This is a genomic window from Sphaerobacter thermophilus DSM 20745 (assembly GCF_000024985.1).
Classification (GTDB): Bacteria; Chloroflexota; Chloroflexia; order Thermomicrobiales; family Thermomicrobiaceae; genus Sphaerobacter; species Sphaerobacter thermophilus.
The window spans coordinates 1,559,869-1,574,471 of the sequence record NC_013523.1 but is presented as its reverse complement, the minus strand read 5'-3'; the positions used below and the strand labels follow the sequence as shown (position 1 = coordinate 1,574,471).

General features: G+C 66.9%; 17 protein-coding genes. All 17 read left to right on the top strand.

Translation table 11 applies throughout. The features are described from left to right. Nucleotides 1-56: 56 nt before the first annotated feature. The 17 genes from STHE_RS07240 to STHE_RS07160 all read left to right on the top strand — a co-directional run bounded on the left by STHE_RS07240 (nucleotide 57) and on the right by STHE_RS07160 (nucleotide 14,594). The gene (locus STHE_RS07240) at nucleotides 57-725 is read left to right on the top strand and encodes a regulatory protein RecX (protein ID WP_012871914.1); all 669 of its coding nucleotides are present in this window, start codon (nucleotides 57-59) and stop codon (nucleotides 723-725) included. A gap of 115 nt (nucleotides 726-840) precedes the next feature. After that, on the top strand, nucleotides 841-1,281 hold the full coding sequence (locus STHE_RS07235; RefSeq protein ID WP_012871913.1) for an acyl-CoA thioesterase: 441 nt from the start codon (nucleotides 841-843) through the stop codon (nucleotides 1,279-1,281). A gap of 148 nt (nucleotides 1,282-1,429) precedes the next feature. After that, nucleotides 1,430-2,065, top strand: a complete 636-nt coding sequence (locus STHE_RS07230) for an MBL fold metallo-hydrolase (protein WP_012871912.1) — start codon at nucleotides 1,430-1,432, stop codon at nucleotides 2,063-2,065. 103 nt (nucleotides 2,066-2,168) lie between these two features. Then, entirely contained in the window at nucleotides 2,169-3,830 is a 1,662-nt protein-coding gene (locus STHE_RS07225; RefSeq protein WP_012871911.1) for a CTP synthase, read from the top strand. 70 nt (nucleotides 3,831-3,900) lie between these two features. Continuing rightward, nucleotides 3,901-4,209 (top strand): AtpZ/AtpI family protein, encoded by a 309-nt coding sequence (locus STHE_RS07220; protein ID WP_012871910.1) that lies wholly within the window; start codon nucleotides 3,901-3,903, stop codon nucleotides 4,207-4,209. Continuing rightward, nucleotides 4,209-5,048 carry a F0F1 ATP synthase subunit A gene (atpB, locus tag STHE_RS07215; RefSeq protein WP_012871909.1) on the top strand — a complete coding sequence of 280 codons (840 nt, stop codon included), beginning with the start codon at nucleotides 4,209-4,211 and terminating at the stop codon, nucleotides 5,046-5,048. The genes STHE_RS07220 and atpB overlap by 1 nt, the downstream gene beginning before the upstream one ends. Before the next feature lie 103 nt (nucleotides 5,049-5,151). Further along, complete coding sequence (atpE, locus tag STHE_RS07210; RefSeq protein WP_012871908.1) at nucleotides 5,152-5,397, top strand: ATP synthase F0 subunit C; 246 nt, start codon at nucleotides 5,152-5,154, stop codon at nucleotides 5,395-5,397. 149 nt (nucleotides 5,398-5,546) lie between these two features. Continuing rightward, on the top strand, nucleotides 5,547-6,050 hold the full coding sequence (gene atpF / locus STHE_RS07205; RefSeq protein ID WP_012871907.1) for a F0F1 ATP synthase subunit B: 504 nt from the start codon (nucleotides 5,547-5,549) through the stop codon (nucleotides 6,048-6,050). A gap of 24 nt (nucleotides 6,051-6,074) precedes the next feature. Continuing rightward, nucleotides 6,075-6,608, top strand: coding sequence for an ATP synthase F1 subunit delta (atpH, locus tag STHE_RS07200; RefSeq protein ID WP_012871906.1), 534 nt, complete (start codon nucleotides 6,075-6,077; stop codon nucleotides 6,606-6,608). Between the two features lie 83 nt (nucleotides 6,609-6,691). Continuing rightward, complete coding sequence (gene atpA / locus STHE_RS07195; protein WP_012871905.1) at nucleotides 6,692-8,215, top strand: F0F1 ATP synthase subunit alpha; 1,524 nt, start codon at nucleotides 6,692-6,694, stop codon at nucleotides 8,213-8,215. 29 nt (nucleotides 8,216-8,244) lie between these two features. Beyond that, complete coding sequence (locus tag STHE_RS07190) at nucleotides 8,245-9,114, top strand: F0F1 ATP synthase subunit gamma (protein WP_012871904.1); 870 nt, start codon at nucleotides 8,245-8,247, stop codon at nucleotides 9,112-9,114. 57 nt (nucleotides 9,115-9,171) lie between these two features. Continuing rightward, nucleotides 9,172-10,581: a F0F1 ATP synthase subunit beta gene (gene atpD, locus STHE_RS07185; RefSeq protein WP_012871903.1), complete on the top strand. Its 1,410-nt coding sequence runs from the start codon at nucleotides 9,172-9,174 to the stop codon at nucleotides 10,579-10,581. A 127-nt stretch (nucleotides 10,582-10,708) separates the two neighbouring features. Beyond that, nucleotides 10,709-11,158, top strand: coding sequence for a F0F1 ATP synthase subunit epsilon (locus STHE_RS07180; protein WP_012871902.1), 450 nt, complete (start codon nucleotides 10,709-10,711; stop codon nucleotides 11,156-11,158). A 193-nt stretch (nucleotides 11,159-11,351) separates the two neighbouring features. Then, nucleotides 11,352-12,626 carry a UDP-N-acetylglucosamine 1-carboxyvinyltransferase gene (murA, locus tag STHE_RS07175; protein ID WP_012871901.1) on the top strand — a complete coding sequence of 425 codons (1,275 nt, stop codon included), beginning with the start codon at nucleotides 11,352-11,354 and terminating at the stop codon, nucleotides 12,624-12,626. Nucleotides 12,627-12,916: 290 nt separating this feature from the next. Continuing rightward, nucleotides 12,917-13,498: a TlpA family protein disulfide reductase gene (locus STHE_RS07170; protein ID WP_148219926.1), complete on the top strand. Its 582-nt coding sequence runs from the start codon at nucleotides 12,917-12,919 to the stop codon at nucleotides 13,496-13,498. Nucleotides 13,499-13,576: 78 nt separating this feature from the next. Then, the gene (locus STHE_RS07165) at nucleotides 13,577-14,059 is read left to right on the top strand and encodes a hypothetical protein (protein WP_012871899.1); all 483 of its coding nucleotides are present in this window, start codon (nucleotides 13,577-13,579) and stop codon (nucleotides 14,057-14,059) included. An 82-nt stretch (nucleotides 14,060-14,141) separates the two neighbouring features. Further along, complete coding sequence (locus tag STHE_RS07160; RefSeq protein ID WP_012871898.1) at nucleotides 14,142-14,594, top strand: cytochrome c maturation protein CcmE; 453 nt, start codon at nucleotides 14,142-14,144, stop codon at nucleotides 14,592-14,594. Nucleotides 14,595-14,603: the final 9 nt, after the last annotated feature.

Here is a 14,603-nt window from a genome sequence, read left to right as displayed (position 1 = left end):
ATCCTACCATCCCTGACCAGGTATCCGTAGAACGCACGATCTGGCATACTGGGTGCATGGCTGAGGAGAACATCCGTTCCGGCACGATCACCGAGATCGCCGACCAGGCCCGTGACCCGGAGCGCGTCAGCGTCTTTCTCGACGGCCAGTTCGCCTTCGGCGTCGCGCGAGAGATCGCGGCGCGCGAGGGGCTCTTCGTCGGGCGGTCGCTGAGCGCGGCAGAGGTGGCAGACCTGCTGCGCGCGGATGAAGCGGCGCGTGCCACCAACGCGGCACTGCACTTCCTGGGCTACCGACCCCGCTCGGAGCGGGAGGTGCGGGATCGGTTGCGTCGCCGGGGATTCAGCGACGAGGCAATCGAGGCGGCCGTCGCCCGGCTCCTGGATTGGCGCTACCTGGATGACGCGGAATTCGCCCGCTTCTGGGTCGAGAACCGGACCGAACACCAGCCCCGCGGCCGGCGGCGCCTGCGCGCGGAGCTGCGCGCGAAAGGGGTCGACGCCGATCTGGTCGATCAGGCGATCGACGAGGCGGGTGGGGACGAGTTCCCCGCGGCGCTGGCCCTGGCGCGGAAGCGGGTGACCTCGCTCCGCGGGCTCGACCCGCTAGTGCAGCGGCGGCGGCTCGCCGGCTTCCTGCAGCGCCGTGGCTACGACTGGGACATTGTCCGCTCGGTGTTGGACGCGGTGCTCGGCGAGAACGAGGACGCCGCAGAGGTGGACTAGGGCAGACTGGACTCGCCGACCCGGGCTCAGCCGTTGCCGCACTGTCCGGACACTGTTATAGTCCGGCTAACTCACCCGGCGTGGCGCTTCGATCGGGGTCGAGGGGAGGACAGCGGTGGCCGAGGATCTGGAACAGTTCCGATTCTGGCACCCGATCCGGGTGCGCTACCGCGACGTCGACCGGCAGGACATCGTCTATTTCGGCGTCTACCTCGAATACTTCAGCCAGGGGATCTACGAGTACTTCGCGGCGCTGGGCATCCCGCTCTCCGAGACGGAGCCCAGCGGCGAGTTTGACACCGTCTTCCGCCGGGTGGAGATCGACTACCTCGGGTCGGCGCGGCTGGACGACACGGTCCGCATCGGGGTGCGATGCGTGCGGATCGGGAACAGCAGCCTCGAGTTTGCGACCGTGGCGGTACGAGAGCGCGACGGCGCCGTGCTGGCTCAGGGGCGGCTCGTGCTGGTGAACCACGTGCGGCATGCGGGTCGTTCCAAACCGATCCCCGAGCCGATCCGCCGCGCGGTGGCGGACTTCGATGCGGTCGCGGTGTGACAGGTAGCCGAGGGCGCGGCTCTGGGAGTCGTGAGCTGGGCTACTGGTTGCCCTGAGACGGCGTTGGTATACTCTCCTAGGCCGCGGGATTCATCTCCCAGATAAGCCCACTCGACAGACGAATAGCGTTCGAACGGGTAGCCGATAGATGCCTGAGATCAAGTGGTTGGGCCATGCATGTTTTCGGATCCGGGGCCGTGACGCCGTGGTCTTGATGGACCCGGTCGGGCCGGAGACGGGCTACCGCCTCCCACTGCAGCAGGCAGACATCGTCACGGTGAGCCACGATCATCCGGGTCACAACGCGGTCGATCGGGTCCGCCCAGGCTACCGCCTTATCACGGGTCCGGGAGAGTACGAGATCCGCGAGGTCTTCATCCAGGGCGTGCGGACCTACCATGACTCCGAGGGCGGGAAACGCCTGGGAAAGAACACTGTTTACACGGTGGAGATCGACGATCTGGTCATCTGCCATCTGGGGGACCTGGGGCATACCTTGAGCGAAAGCGAGGCAGCGGCGCTGAACGGCGTCGACGTCCTGTTGGTGCCGGTCGGCGGCGGGCCGACGCTCGATGCATCAGGCGCGGCCGAGGTGATCGGCCAGATTGAGCCCTCGGTGGTCATCCCCATGCAGTTCCGGACTCCAGAGGGGGATCACGATCGTGACCCGGTCGATCGCTTCCTGAAGGCGATGGGCGCCGCGGCGGTTGAGCCGCGCGACCGGGTGTCGATCCGGAAGTCGGACCTGGGTGAGACGGTGGAGGTGGTGCTGCTGCAGCCATGAGGGCACGCGATTCGCTCGTGGAATGGCGGGACGCGAGCGGACGACGCGGCGGTTTCAATGAGACTGGTGGCTCTCGCCGACGTGGCGCAGAAGGGCAACGGGGATGCCAAAGTACATCTTTGTGACCGGTGGGGTTGTGTCGTCAGTCGGTAAGGGGATCACGACCGCCTCGATCGGTCGCCTCCTCAAGGGTCGGGGGCTCAGCGTCGCTATCATGAAGCTCGACCCGTACCTCAATGTCGACCCCGGCACGATGTCTCCCTTCCAGCACGGCGAAGTCTTCGTAACCGACGACGGCGCTGAGACCGACCTCGACCTCGGCCACTACGAGCGATTCACCGACGAAAACCTCAGTCGATCTTCCAACGTCACGACCGGCCAGGTCTACTCGGCCGTCATCGCCAAGGAACGCCGGGGTGACTTCCTCGGCGGCACGGTTCAGGTCATCCCCCACATCACGAACGAGATCAAGGATCGCATCCGTCTGGTTGCGGAGGAGCGGCAGCCTGACGTGGTGGTCGTCGAGGTGGGTGGCACCGTGGGCGACATCGAGGGCCAGCCGTTCCTCGAGGCGATCCGCCAGATGCGCAAGGAGGAGGGGCGGCGCAACGTCCTCTACATCCATGTCACGCTGCTGCCGTATGTCGGCAGCACCGGCGAGTTGAAGACCAAGCCGACCCAGCACAGCGTGAAGGAGTTGCGCGCCATCGGCATCCAGCCCGACGTGATTGTCTGCCGGGCCGACAAGCCGGTGCCGCAGGACGTGCAGGCCAAGATCGCGCTCTTCTGCGACGTGGACGAGGATGCGGTCATCCCGCTGCCGACGGCCGAGACCATCTACGAGGTGCCGCTGATGCTTGAGGAGGCCGGGCTGGGCCGCTACATCGCTGAGCACTTCGGCTGGTCGGATGCGCCGCCGGACCTGAACGAGTGGGCGAACATGGTCCACCGGTTGAAGCATCCGCGGCGGCGGGTGGAGATCGCCCTGGTCGGCAAGTACGTCGAGCTGCACGATGCGTACATGAGTGTCGTCGAGGCCCTGACTCACGCCGGTCTGGCCCACGACGTGGCCGTCGACGTGATCTGGGTCAACTCGGATCTGTCGAGCCCGGAGAGCATCGCGCAGCAGCTCCGGCGGGCCTTCGGCATCGTCGTCCCGGGCGGTTTCGGGGCGCGGGGTGTCGAGGGGAAACTGGCGGCGGTCCGATTTGCACGTGAGCACAAGATCCCGTATCTTGGTCTGTGCTACGGCTTGCACATGGCGGTGATCGAGGTGTCGCGCAACGTGCTCGGACTTGAGCGGGCCAACACCACCGAGATCGACCCGGCGACGCCGGACCCGGTGGTGGGTCTGATGCCGGACCAGCGCGGTGTGGATCTGGGCGGGACGATGCGCCTAGGGCTGTACCCGTGTCGGCTCGTCCCGGGCACGCGGGTTGCCGAGGCGTACGGCCAGGACGTGGTGGACGAGCGGCACCGGCACCGCTGGGAGATCAACAACGACTACCTGCCGCGCCTGGAGGAGGCCGGGCTGATCGTGGCGGGAACGTCGCCCGACGGCCGGCTGGTCGAGGTAATGGAGCTGCGGGATCACCCGTGGTTCGTCGGGGTGCAGTTCCACCCGGAGTTCAAGTCCCGGCCGACCCGGCCGCATCCGCTGTTCGAAGGGTTTGTCGGCGCGGCGCTGGAGGCACTGCGGGAGGGCGATCAGCGGCCGCTGCCGCTGCGTGAGATCGAGGCGGCCCCGACGACGGCAAACGACTAGCGAACCGGACTCGGTTGATTGCGCGGTCCGGGGAGATTGTGATAGCATTCTCAAAGTTGGCGGGGTGCTGATGGCGGACCCGCTCAGCAAACTCGGCAGCGAGCGCGATTGGCGTGCCATAGGCACGGCCACCGGTTTAGGGTGCTCGACTGTCAGCAGTTTGATGCTGTGCATCCTGGGCGGGCTGTTCCTGGACCGCTGGCTGGGCACAGCGCCCATTTTCACCCTGGTGGGGGTGGGGCTCGGCATCGCGGCAGCGGGTTACCTCTTGTACGAGCTAGCAATGATCAGTCGCTCGGACAAGGGGTTGATTCGTGTGCGCAAACGTGATGCAATCGAGCGGTCGGCGAAGACGGAGCCGAACGAAGAGGAGCCTTGATGGAAGTTCACGTTGCGGTAGCAGCGGAGACGCTCTGGTCCGTCCCGATCCCCGGGACGGGGCTGACGCTCAACATCACCAACTCCTTCCTCACGATGCTCATCGTCATGGCCGCGCTGATCATCGTCGGCACCGTCATCGCCCGTCGCGCCACGCTTGTCCCCGGCTTTGCGCAGTCGGTGTTCGAGTTGGCCACCGAGTTTATGCTCGGGATGGTTGAGGGTGCCGCGGGGAAGCGGGCTGGTCGGACCATCTTCCCCCTGGTCGGTGGGCTGTTCATCTTCATCATCGTCTCGAACTACTCCGGGCTCCTGCCCGGGATCGGCACGATCGGGTTGGTGGATGACCACGGGCACCTCGAGACACCGTTGTTCCGCCCGCCGAGCGCAGACCTCAACATGACGCTGGCGATGGCGGTCGTCACGTTCCTGGTGGTCCAGGTGGCCGGTATCCGCGCCCATGGAGTGGGTGGCCGGATCAAGCACATGGCCAACCCGCCGTTCTTGTTCCCGATCGAAGTCATCGGTGAGTTCTCCCGCATCATTTCGCTGGCCTTCCGACTCTTCGGCAACATCTTTGCCGGTGAGGTTCTGCTCACGGTGATGTACGCGATGGCGAACGCCATCAAGATCACCGTGGTGGGGCTCCTGGTCCCGGTGATCTTCCTGTACCTGGAGGTTCTGTTCGGGTTCATCCAGGCACTGGTCTTTGCACTGCTGACGTTGATCTACATCGTCTTGGCCACCGCGGATGGGCATGACGATCATGCCGAGGAAGCGGTGCACGAAGCGGAGGGTTCTCAGCACGCGGTCACACCGGCGACGAGCGGTGGCGACTAGCGTGCATCCGGAATTTGTGGACGGTCGCCCGAAGGGGCGAGGGTCTGGGTGTTAGACGATCGTCGGCGCGCGCGTGCGGGCCGATGGGAGGAGGATGTCTAGCGTGTTCGCCAACGTGACCGACCCAGCTGTTATTGTGCCGCTGGCCGCCGCGCTGGCCATCGGGCTTGGCTCGCTGGGTCCGGCGCTGGGTATTGGTATGGCGGTGCGGGCGGCCATGGAGGCGCTCGGTCGCAACCCTGAGGCCGAGGGCGCGATCCGTATCACGATGATCATCGGCGCGGCCCTGGCCGAGGCGGTCGCCATCTACGCGTTCGTGGTCGCCATCGTCATTGCCTTTGTTCTCTAGTGCGTGCCGCCGGTGGCGCTCCGGTTGCGGGGCGCCACCGGCACATCTCACTCGGGACACGGAGGCCCCGCTCCGACTGATGGGTGTGGAGACCGTCTGACCGGCTGATCGCGCAACCGGGGAGCGATCAAGACCATGAGGAAGCGCTGATGGAAGATCTCGGCATCAATCCCGCCAACCTCATCATCCAGTTGATCGCGTTCGTCGCGTTCGTCGCGATCTTCTGGAAGTTGGCGCTGGGCCCGATCACCAACATGCTCGACGAGCGGCGCCGGCGCATCCAGGAGGGTATGGAGGCGGCGGAGCGCATGCAGCGTGAGCTGGAGGCTACGCGCGCCCAGAATGAAGAGGTGCTCAACCAGGCGCGCCGCGAGGCCCAGCAGATTCTGGCGCAGGCACGGGAGAACAGCGAGCAGATGCTCGCCCGTGCGCAGGAGCAGGCCCGGGCCGAGGCTGAGCAGATGATCGAGAAGGCGCGCGCGACGATCCAGGCCGAGCAGCAGCAGGCGTGGCAGCAGCTCCGCCAGGATGTCGCTGATCTGGCGATTGCCGCCGCCACCAAGATTGTGCGGCGGGAGCTGGATCGGGCCGATCAGGCGCGCCTGATCCAGGAGACCCTGGCTGAGGCCGGCAACGGCCGCGCCCGCGAGTGACGCGGATGCAAGGGGGAGAGTGCGATGCCAGTGCCCGGCGCGGCCAAGCGGTACGCACAAGCGGCGTTTGAGATTGCTCGGGAGCGCGGCGAGCTCGACCAGTGGGAGCAGGATCTGCGTCAACTGGCGGGCGTCCTGGCGAACCCGAGCGTGTCGGATTTCTTCGAGAGCCCGGCAGTGCCCGAGACGGCCAAGCGGCAGGCGATCGAGGCGATCCTGCCGGATGAGTCGCAGCAGCTCGTGCGTAATCTGACCTTGCTGCTCCTGGAGCGCGGGCGGCTGCCACAGCTCCCGCAGGTGGCCGAGGTCTTCCAGCAGCTCGTCATGGAGGAGCGCGGCATTGCCGTTGCCGAGGTGACGACCGCGGTCCCGCTCGATGAGGACGAGCAGGCGCAGGTGCGCGAGCGCGTGGCGGCCTTGATCGGCAAACAGGTCGAGATGCGGCCGCGGGTCGATCCCGACATCATCGGCGGTATCGTCGTGCGGGTGGAGGACAACCTGATCGACGGCAGCGTGCGGACGCAACTCCACCAGCTTCGACAGCGGATGGTGAGCTAGCCGGGGCCGTCCCGAGTCGGGCGAGCGAACCGGCTCCTGACGTGACAGAGACGAGCGGCCCAAGCGGATAATCGGGAGGAACCATGGTCGTACGACCTACCGAGATCAGCGACATTCTGCGCCAACAGATCGAGAACTACGGCAGCCGCATGGTCGTCACCAATGTCGGCTATGTCGTCGAGGTCGGTGACGGTATCGCGACCGTGCATGGCTTGCGCGACGTCATGGCCAGCGAGTTGGTGGAGTTCTCCAACGGGGTGATGGGCATGGCCTTCAACCTCGAGGAGGACTCGGTCGGCGTCATCATCCTCGGTGATTACACCGACATCGAGGAGGGTGACGAGGTCAAGGCGACCGGCCGCATCGCGCAGGTTCCGGTCGGCCCGGCTCTCCTCGGCCGCGTGGTGAACGCCCTCGGCGAGCCGATCGACGGCAAGGGCCCGATCCAGACCGATCGCTTCCGGCCGCTGGAGCGGATCGCCCCCGGTGTGGTGGCCCGGCAGAACGTGGACACGGCGCTCCAGACCGGTATCAAGGCGATCGACAGCATGATTCCGATCGGCCGCGGCCAGCGGGAGCTGATCATCGGCGACCGCCAGACGGGCAAGACGGCCGTCGCCCTGGATACGATCATCAACCAGCGTGACACCGGCGTCGTCAGCATCTACGTGGCCATTGGCCAGAAGCAGTCGCAGGTGGCGCAGATCGTGGCGACCCTCGAGCGCGAGGGCGCGATGGAGAACACCATCGTGGTCGTCGCGTCGGCGGCCGACCCGGCGCCGCTGCAGTACCTGGCACCGTACGCCGGCTGCGCCATGGGCGAAGAAGTGATGGAGAGCGGCGGCCACGCGCTGGTCGTCTACGACGACCTCTCCAAGCACGCCTGGGCGTACCGCCAGGTCGCGCTGCTGCAGCGCCGTCCGCCGGGCCGTGAGGCGTACCCGGGCGACGTCTTCTACCTGCACTCGCGCCTGCTGGAGCGCGCCGCGCGGCTCCGCGATGATCTGGGGGGTGGGAGCCTGACCGCGCTGCCGATCATTGAGACGCAGGGGAACGACGTGTCGGCCTACATCCCGACGAACGTCATCTCCATTACCGACGGCCAGATCTACCTGGAGCCGGACCTGTTCTACGCGGGTGTCCGCCCGGCGATCAACGCGGGTCTGTCGGTGTCCCGGGTGGGTGGTGACGCTCAGATCCGGGCGATGCGCCAGGTTGCCGGCCGGCTGCGCCTGGAGCTGGCACAGTACCGCTCGCTGGCGGCGTTCGCCCAGTTTGGTTCCGACCTGGACCCTGCCACCAAGCGGCAGATCGACCGTGGCCAGCGGCTGACCGAGGTGCTCAAGCAGCCGCAGTACCAGCCGATGCCGGTTGAGGAGCAGGTGGCGATCATCTGGGTCGCGACGAACGGGTACCTCGACGAGGTGCCGGTGGAGCGGGTGCGTGCGTTCGAGGAGCAGTACCTCGACTACATGCGGACCAGCAAGGCGGACCTGCTGCAGCGCATCGTGACCGAGAAGCAGCTCTCCGATGAGATGATCGAGGAGCTGCGGAAGTCCGTTGAGGAGTTCAAGCGGTCGATGTGGGCTGGCGCCCAGGCAGGATAGCGGCGGGGATCTGAGGGAGGAGACGGACCGTGCCCACACCGCGAGAGATCCGGCGCCGCATCCGCAGCGTGCGTAACACGGCGCAGATCACCCGCGCGATGGAGATGGTCGCCGCATCGAAGATGCGGCGGGCGCAGCAGCACGTGCTGGCCACCCGGCCTTACGCCGAGCGCATCCGCGCCATGATCGGTGATCTGGCGGCAATGGGCGATGCGGAGGAGCAGGCGCGCTACCCGCTCCTTGCCAAGCGGCCGATTCAGCGCTCGCAGATCATCCTGATCACCTCCGACCGCGGGCTGGCCGGTGCGTTCAATACGAACGTCATTCGCCGCGCCATTCAGTTCATGACCGACGAGCGGCCGGAGTCGCTGGAAAACATCGACGTAGTGACCATCGGCCGGAAGGGGCGCGACTTCCTGACGCGGTACGGCCGGCCCCTGGTCGCGTCCTTCACCGATGTCGGCGACTACCCGACACTGGAATCGATCCGGCCCGTGGTGCGGATCGCGACCGACGACTTTGTCGCGGGCAAGGTCGATGCGGTGTACGTGGTGTACACGCGCTTCATCAACACGCTGCGCCAGGTGCCGGAAGTGCTGCAGGTATTGCCGATCGAGGCACCGCCCGGCACGGACGAGGTGACGGACTACATCTTCGAGCCCAGCCCGGAGGCCGTGCTGGAAGCGCTGCTGCCGCGCTTCGTCGAAGTGCAGATCTACCAGGCGCTGCTGGAGTCGATCGCGAGCGAGCAGAGTGCCCGCATGGTGGCCATGCGCAATGCGACCGACAACGCGCGCGAGTTGGTGTCGGAGTTGACGCTCACCTACAACAAGGCGCGCCAGGCCCAGATCACCCGCGAGGTGACGGAAATTGCGGCCGGCGCAGCGGCGTTGGGCTAGCCAGAGGCGCCCGGACGGGCGGTGGCGCCGCCGCGGGCAAGGGAGGATACACCGGACATGGCAACCACGGTAGCGACAGGCCGGATCGTCCAGATTACCGGCGCGGTGGTGGACGTCGAGTTCCCGCCGGACCAACTGCCGGATATCTACAACGCCCTCGAAGTAGAGCGGGAGGGCGAGGAGCCGCTGGTGCTCGAGGTGCAGCAGCACCTGGGCAACGACTGGGTGCGGACCGTGGCGATGAGCAGCACTGACGGTCTGCGCCGCGGTATGCCGGTCATCGACACCGGCGGCCCGATCAAGGTGCCCGTCGGCCCGGCGACCCTCGGCCGCATCTTCAACGTCGTCGGCCGCCCCGTCGATGACGGACCGCCGCCGCAGGCGGACGTGTACTACCCGATCCACCGGCCGGCGCCGAGCTTCGAAGAGCAGTCCACGGACGTCGAGCCGTTCGAGACCGGGCTCAAGGTGATCGACCTGATCGCCCCCTTTACCAAGGGTGGTAAGACGGGCGTGTTCGGCGGCGCCGGCGTCGGCAAGACGGTTATCATCATGGAGCTGATCCGGAACATCGCGGCCGAGCACGGTGGCTACTCGGTCTTCACCGGTGTGGGCGAGCGGACCCGCGAGGGTACGCAGCTCTGGGGTGAGATGCGGGAGTCCGGCGTCGCTGACAAGACGGTGCTGGTCTTCGGGCAGATGAACGAGCCGCCCGGAGCGCGTCTGCGCGTCGGCCTGACCGGGCTGACCATGGCCGAGTACTTCCGGGACGAGGGGCGCGACGTCCTCCTCTTCATCGACAACATCTTCCGCTTCGTCCAGGCGGGTTCGGAGGTGTCGGCGCTGCTGGGCCGTATGCCGAGCGCGGTGGGTTACCAGCCGACGCTGGCGACCGAGATGGGCCAGCTGCAGGAGCGCATCACCTCCACCAAGCGCGGCTCGATCACCTCGGTGCAGGCGGTGTACGTCCCGGCTGACGACTACACCGACCCGGCGCCGGCCACGACCTTCGCCCACCTCGACGCGACGATCTCGCTGGAGCGCTCGATCGCGGAGCAGGGTCTCTTCCCGGCGGTGGACCCGCTGGCGTCGACCTCGCGCATCCTTGACCCCAACATCGTGGGTCAGGAGCACTACGAGGTCGCCCGCGAGGTCCAGCGAGTGCTGCAGCGCTACCGCGACCTGCAGGACATCATCGCCATCCTCGGTATCGAGGAATTGAGCGAGGATGACAAGCTGATCGTGGCGCGCGCGCGCAAGATTCAGCGGTTCCTGTCGCAGCCGATGTTCGTGGCCGAGGCCTTCACCGGCCGTCCGGGCCGCTACGTCGAGCGCTCGGAGACGGTGCGCGGCTTCAAGGAGATCCTCGAGGGCAAGCACGACTCGCTGCCTGAGCAGGCCTTCTACATGGTAGGCACCATCGACGAGGCGGTCGAGCGTGCCGAGCAGATGGCACGGGAGCAGTAGCACCGGAGCGGTCGTCAATCGTCATGCGTCATACGTCATTCGTGAGAGCCTGGCTCGCCCGGGCAGGACGTGTGACGTATGGCGTATGACGCAGCACGTATGACGACAGACGCTTGAGGAGACAGGCATGGCCAAGCTGAGTGTGGAAGTCGTCACCGGGGAGCGCGTCGTCTTCCAGGAGGACGACGTGGACATGGTGGTGGTCCCCGGCGCCGACGGTACGCTCGGCATCCTGCCGCGGCACGCCCCGCTGATCTCACTCCTGTCGTTTGGTGAGATGCGCGTCATCAAAGGCAGCCAGGAGCAGTCGCTGGCGATCTTTGGTGGTTTCGTCGAGGTCGCGCACAACCGGGTCCGGGTTCTGGCCGACACAGCGGAGCGGGCTGAGGAGATCGATCTCGCGCGGGCTGAGGAGGCGCGGAAGCGAGCCGAGGCACGACTCGAGCGAAGTCGAGCCGACGTCGACCTGATCCGCGCCGAGGCGGCGCTGCGCCGCTCGATGATCCGCCTGAAGGTCGGGCGCCGCAGCCGTGGCCGGCAGCCGGTCGGCCCGCGGCAAGAACTCGGCGATTCCTAGCGAGTGGCACAGACCGGTCCCGGGGATTGCCCCGGGACCGGTACGTCTCCGGGGGACGCGTCCGGCGGGTTGCCGAAGCGCGGGCGATGGGCTGGAATAGGGACGACGTGGCCCAACGTGCCCGAGGCGTCGGGGCGGCCACATTGATGCAACTGAGACCTACATCTCCCTGACCAGAGTTCGGAGCGGCGGAATGCAGGTGGCGACGGAGGCGAAGACGATCCGGGTACGAGGCGGCACGCGGCTGTATGGGCGCGTCGCGATCGGCGGGGCGAAGAATGCCGCCCTGCCGGCGATGGCGGCGGCTCTGCTGACGGACGAGGAGTGCCTGCTCGACAACGTCCCAGTGCTGGAAGACACGCTGGTGATGGTGGAACTCCTGCGCTGGCTCGGCGCCGATGTCGAGTTTGACCAGGAGAACCGCCGGGTCCGGATCTGCGCGGCGAACATCAACCGGTTCGACGCCCCGCCCGAACTGGTCGAGCGCATGCGTGCGTCGTTCCTCGTCTCTGGTCCGCTGCTGTCGCGCTTCGGCGAGGCATCATCGTCGCCGCCGGGCGGCTGCCGACTCGGCACCCGTCCGGTCGACGTGGATCTCCGCGGCTTCCGGCGCATGGGAGCGGAGGTGACGCATACCGACGGTGGGTACGTGATGCGGGCCCGCCGCCTCTACGGCGCCGAGCTGTACATGGACTATCCCAGCCACACCGGCACCGAGAACCTGCTGATGGCGGCCACTCTGGCACGCGGCACGACCACCATCGTCAACGCCTCCAGTGAGCCGGAGATCAGCTTCCTGGGCTCGATTCTGCGCGATATGGGTGCGCGTATCACCGGGGTCGGTACCCCGCACATCCGCGTGCACGGGGTGGACCGGCTGCGGGGATACCGGGCCGCGATCCTCCCGGACCGCATCGAGGCCGGGACATTCGCCATCGCCGCCGCGATCACCGACGGCGAGGTCATCCTCGATAACGTGTCCGAGCCGGACATGCTCCCGCTCACCTACAAGCTCCGGGAAGCCGGGGCGGAGGTATGGTGGAACCAGACGTCGATGCTCGTCCGCGGGCGCGGGGAACTGCACAGCACCGAGATCCAGGCGCTCCCATTCCCCGGGTTCCCGACGGACCTGCAGGCGGCGTTCGCGGTGCTCATGACCCAGGCCAAGGGACAGAGCCGCATCTTCGAGCGGGTCTTCAACGACCGGCTGCGCTATGCCGCGGAGCTGGCCAAGCTCGGTGCCGACATCACGGTGATCGACAAGCAGCAGGCGATCATCAACGGGCCAACCCGGCTCCGGGGTGCCGACGTGGAAGCGCTCGACATCCGGAGCGGCGCCTGCCTGGTGCTGGCGGGGCTGGTGGCCGAGGGCGAGACCCGGATCGGGCAGATCCAGCACCTGCGCCGCGGCTACGAGGACATCGTCGAGAAGTTCGCCTCCCTGGGAGCGGAGATTTCCTATCTCTAGCGCCGAACGTGTGAGATCGCTCCTCTGCGTGTCATCCTGAGTGAAGCGAAGGATGACTCCAACGGTGCTTTCCCGCCGTGGATGTAGGGCCTGCGGAGTGCTCGGTTGGGGTCGACCCGTCCAGGCTGACCCCGCAGTCTGTGTGGTGGGCCCCCGACTTGCCGGGCGGTTTGCGCTGATCCGGCTGCGCCCTTGAAATCATCTGGCCGTAAGGCATAATTGGGCGGGCATCCGCCGCCGGACCGGTGAACGGCCGTCCGGTGGAACGTGAGGGCTGGACCGTGGAGCGCGTGTCACAGGATTCGTTGCGCAACCGCATCATCCCGACGCTGGTCGTACTCATTGTCGTCGCGCTTCTCGGCCTCTTCGCTTACGCCATGTGGTTCTCCGGCGACTCCACCAGCCTGGCGAGCGGCGGCCGGATCAACACGGTCGGCAGGCTCATCCGGTTCGAGAACCGCACCGCACCATCCTTCTCGCTCCAGACGCTCGATGGCCAGCAGATCTCCTTGGAGCATTTCCGGGGTAAGACGGTGGTCCTCAACTTCTGGGGATCGTGGTGCCCGCCCTGCGAGGACGAGGCGCCGGTCCTGCGTGATTTTGCCGCCACCCTCGACGAGAACACGGTGATCGTCGGGATCGACATCTGGGACCAGCCGGAAGCGGCCCAAGCTTTCCTCGAGAAGCACGACCTGACCTATCCCAACGCCGTCGATGACAACGGACGGACCACGATCGACTACGGCGTCAGTGGTGTGCCTGAGACATTCTTCATTGGGCCCGACGGTGCCTTGCTGGGGAAGTACAACGGTCCGGTCAAGTCGGTGGAACAACTCCACGGGTTCATCCAGGAGTTGACCGGTGCCGGGTAGATCGGCCGGTCTGGGGATTGTGAAATCTGGTACAGTTCCGGCGGGACGTAGGAGCCGGTGAGGTGAGACAGGCGAACCGTGGACATCCCGTCGATCACGCGGCTGTTGCTCCGGCTGACGCATGCACTGGCGGCGGCAGCCTGGCTTGGCGGTGGTGTGTACTACGTCCTGGCACTGCGGCCGCAGATGCGGCAGGCCGACGAGGAGGCGCGGGCGCTGGCCCGCGCGGCGCAGCGCGAGTTCGGCCGCTGGTCCTCGATGGCCGCCTTCCTCATGGTCGGCTCCGGGGTCGTCATGATGTGGGACGGGCTCGCCGACGGGCGTGGGACGATCGCCTACGTCGTCCTGCTCGCGGTCAAGGTGGCCGCCGCTGCGGTAGCCTTCTGGTTGGCGGGGTCGTTCGTCCGATCGCGGCGTACGGTGCCGCTTCCCGGCCGGAAGGTTCCCCGGCAGCCATCCCGGTTCGATCGCGCCTGGCTCATCTTGATGCTCGGGAGCGTGGCGTTCCTGCTCGGCGTGATCCTGTCGAGCGTGTACCCCACCGGAATTGGACAGCGATGAAATGCGTCGCCTCCGGCGCTTCCGGGCGCCGGGAGCGCCAGCGACCCGCGGCGAGCGGGTCTGGTGTGTGGGAGGAGGAGCGATGACTGGCGGAGTGGCCGCCGAGCCGGCTGCGGTGGGCCGTCGCGCCCCGTGGCTCAACACGAAGATCCTCGTCGCCGGTGTCGTCCTGGCCCTTGCCGTCGGGTTCCTGATTTACAACAGCATGCAGGGAACCGCGGCTGCCTATTTCGTGACGGTGGGCGAGCTGCAGGCCCAGGCGGACAAGGTCGACGGGACCCGCGTGCGGGTCGGGGGCGACGTGGTTCCCGGCTCGATTCAGATGGGCGGGCCCGGGGAGCCGATCCGCTTCCAGGTGACGGATGGCACGCACACGATGGACGTGGTCTACAGGGAGGTCGTGCCTGACATCTTCTCCGACCACGTCCAGGTGATCGTGGAAGGTACATTCCACAAGGGCCAAGAGTTCCAGGCCGACACGCTGTTGACCAAGTGCCCCTCGCGCTTCGAGGCAGCGCAGCCGACCGACTCGTAGAGGGGAGAA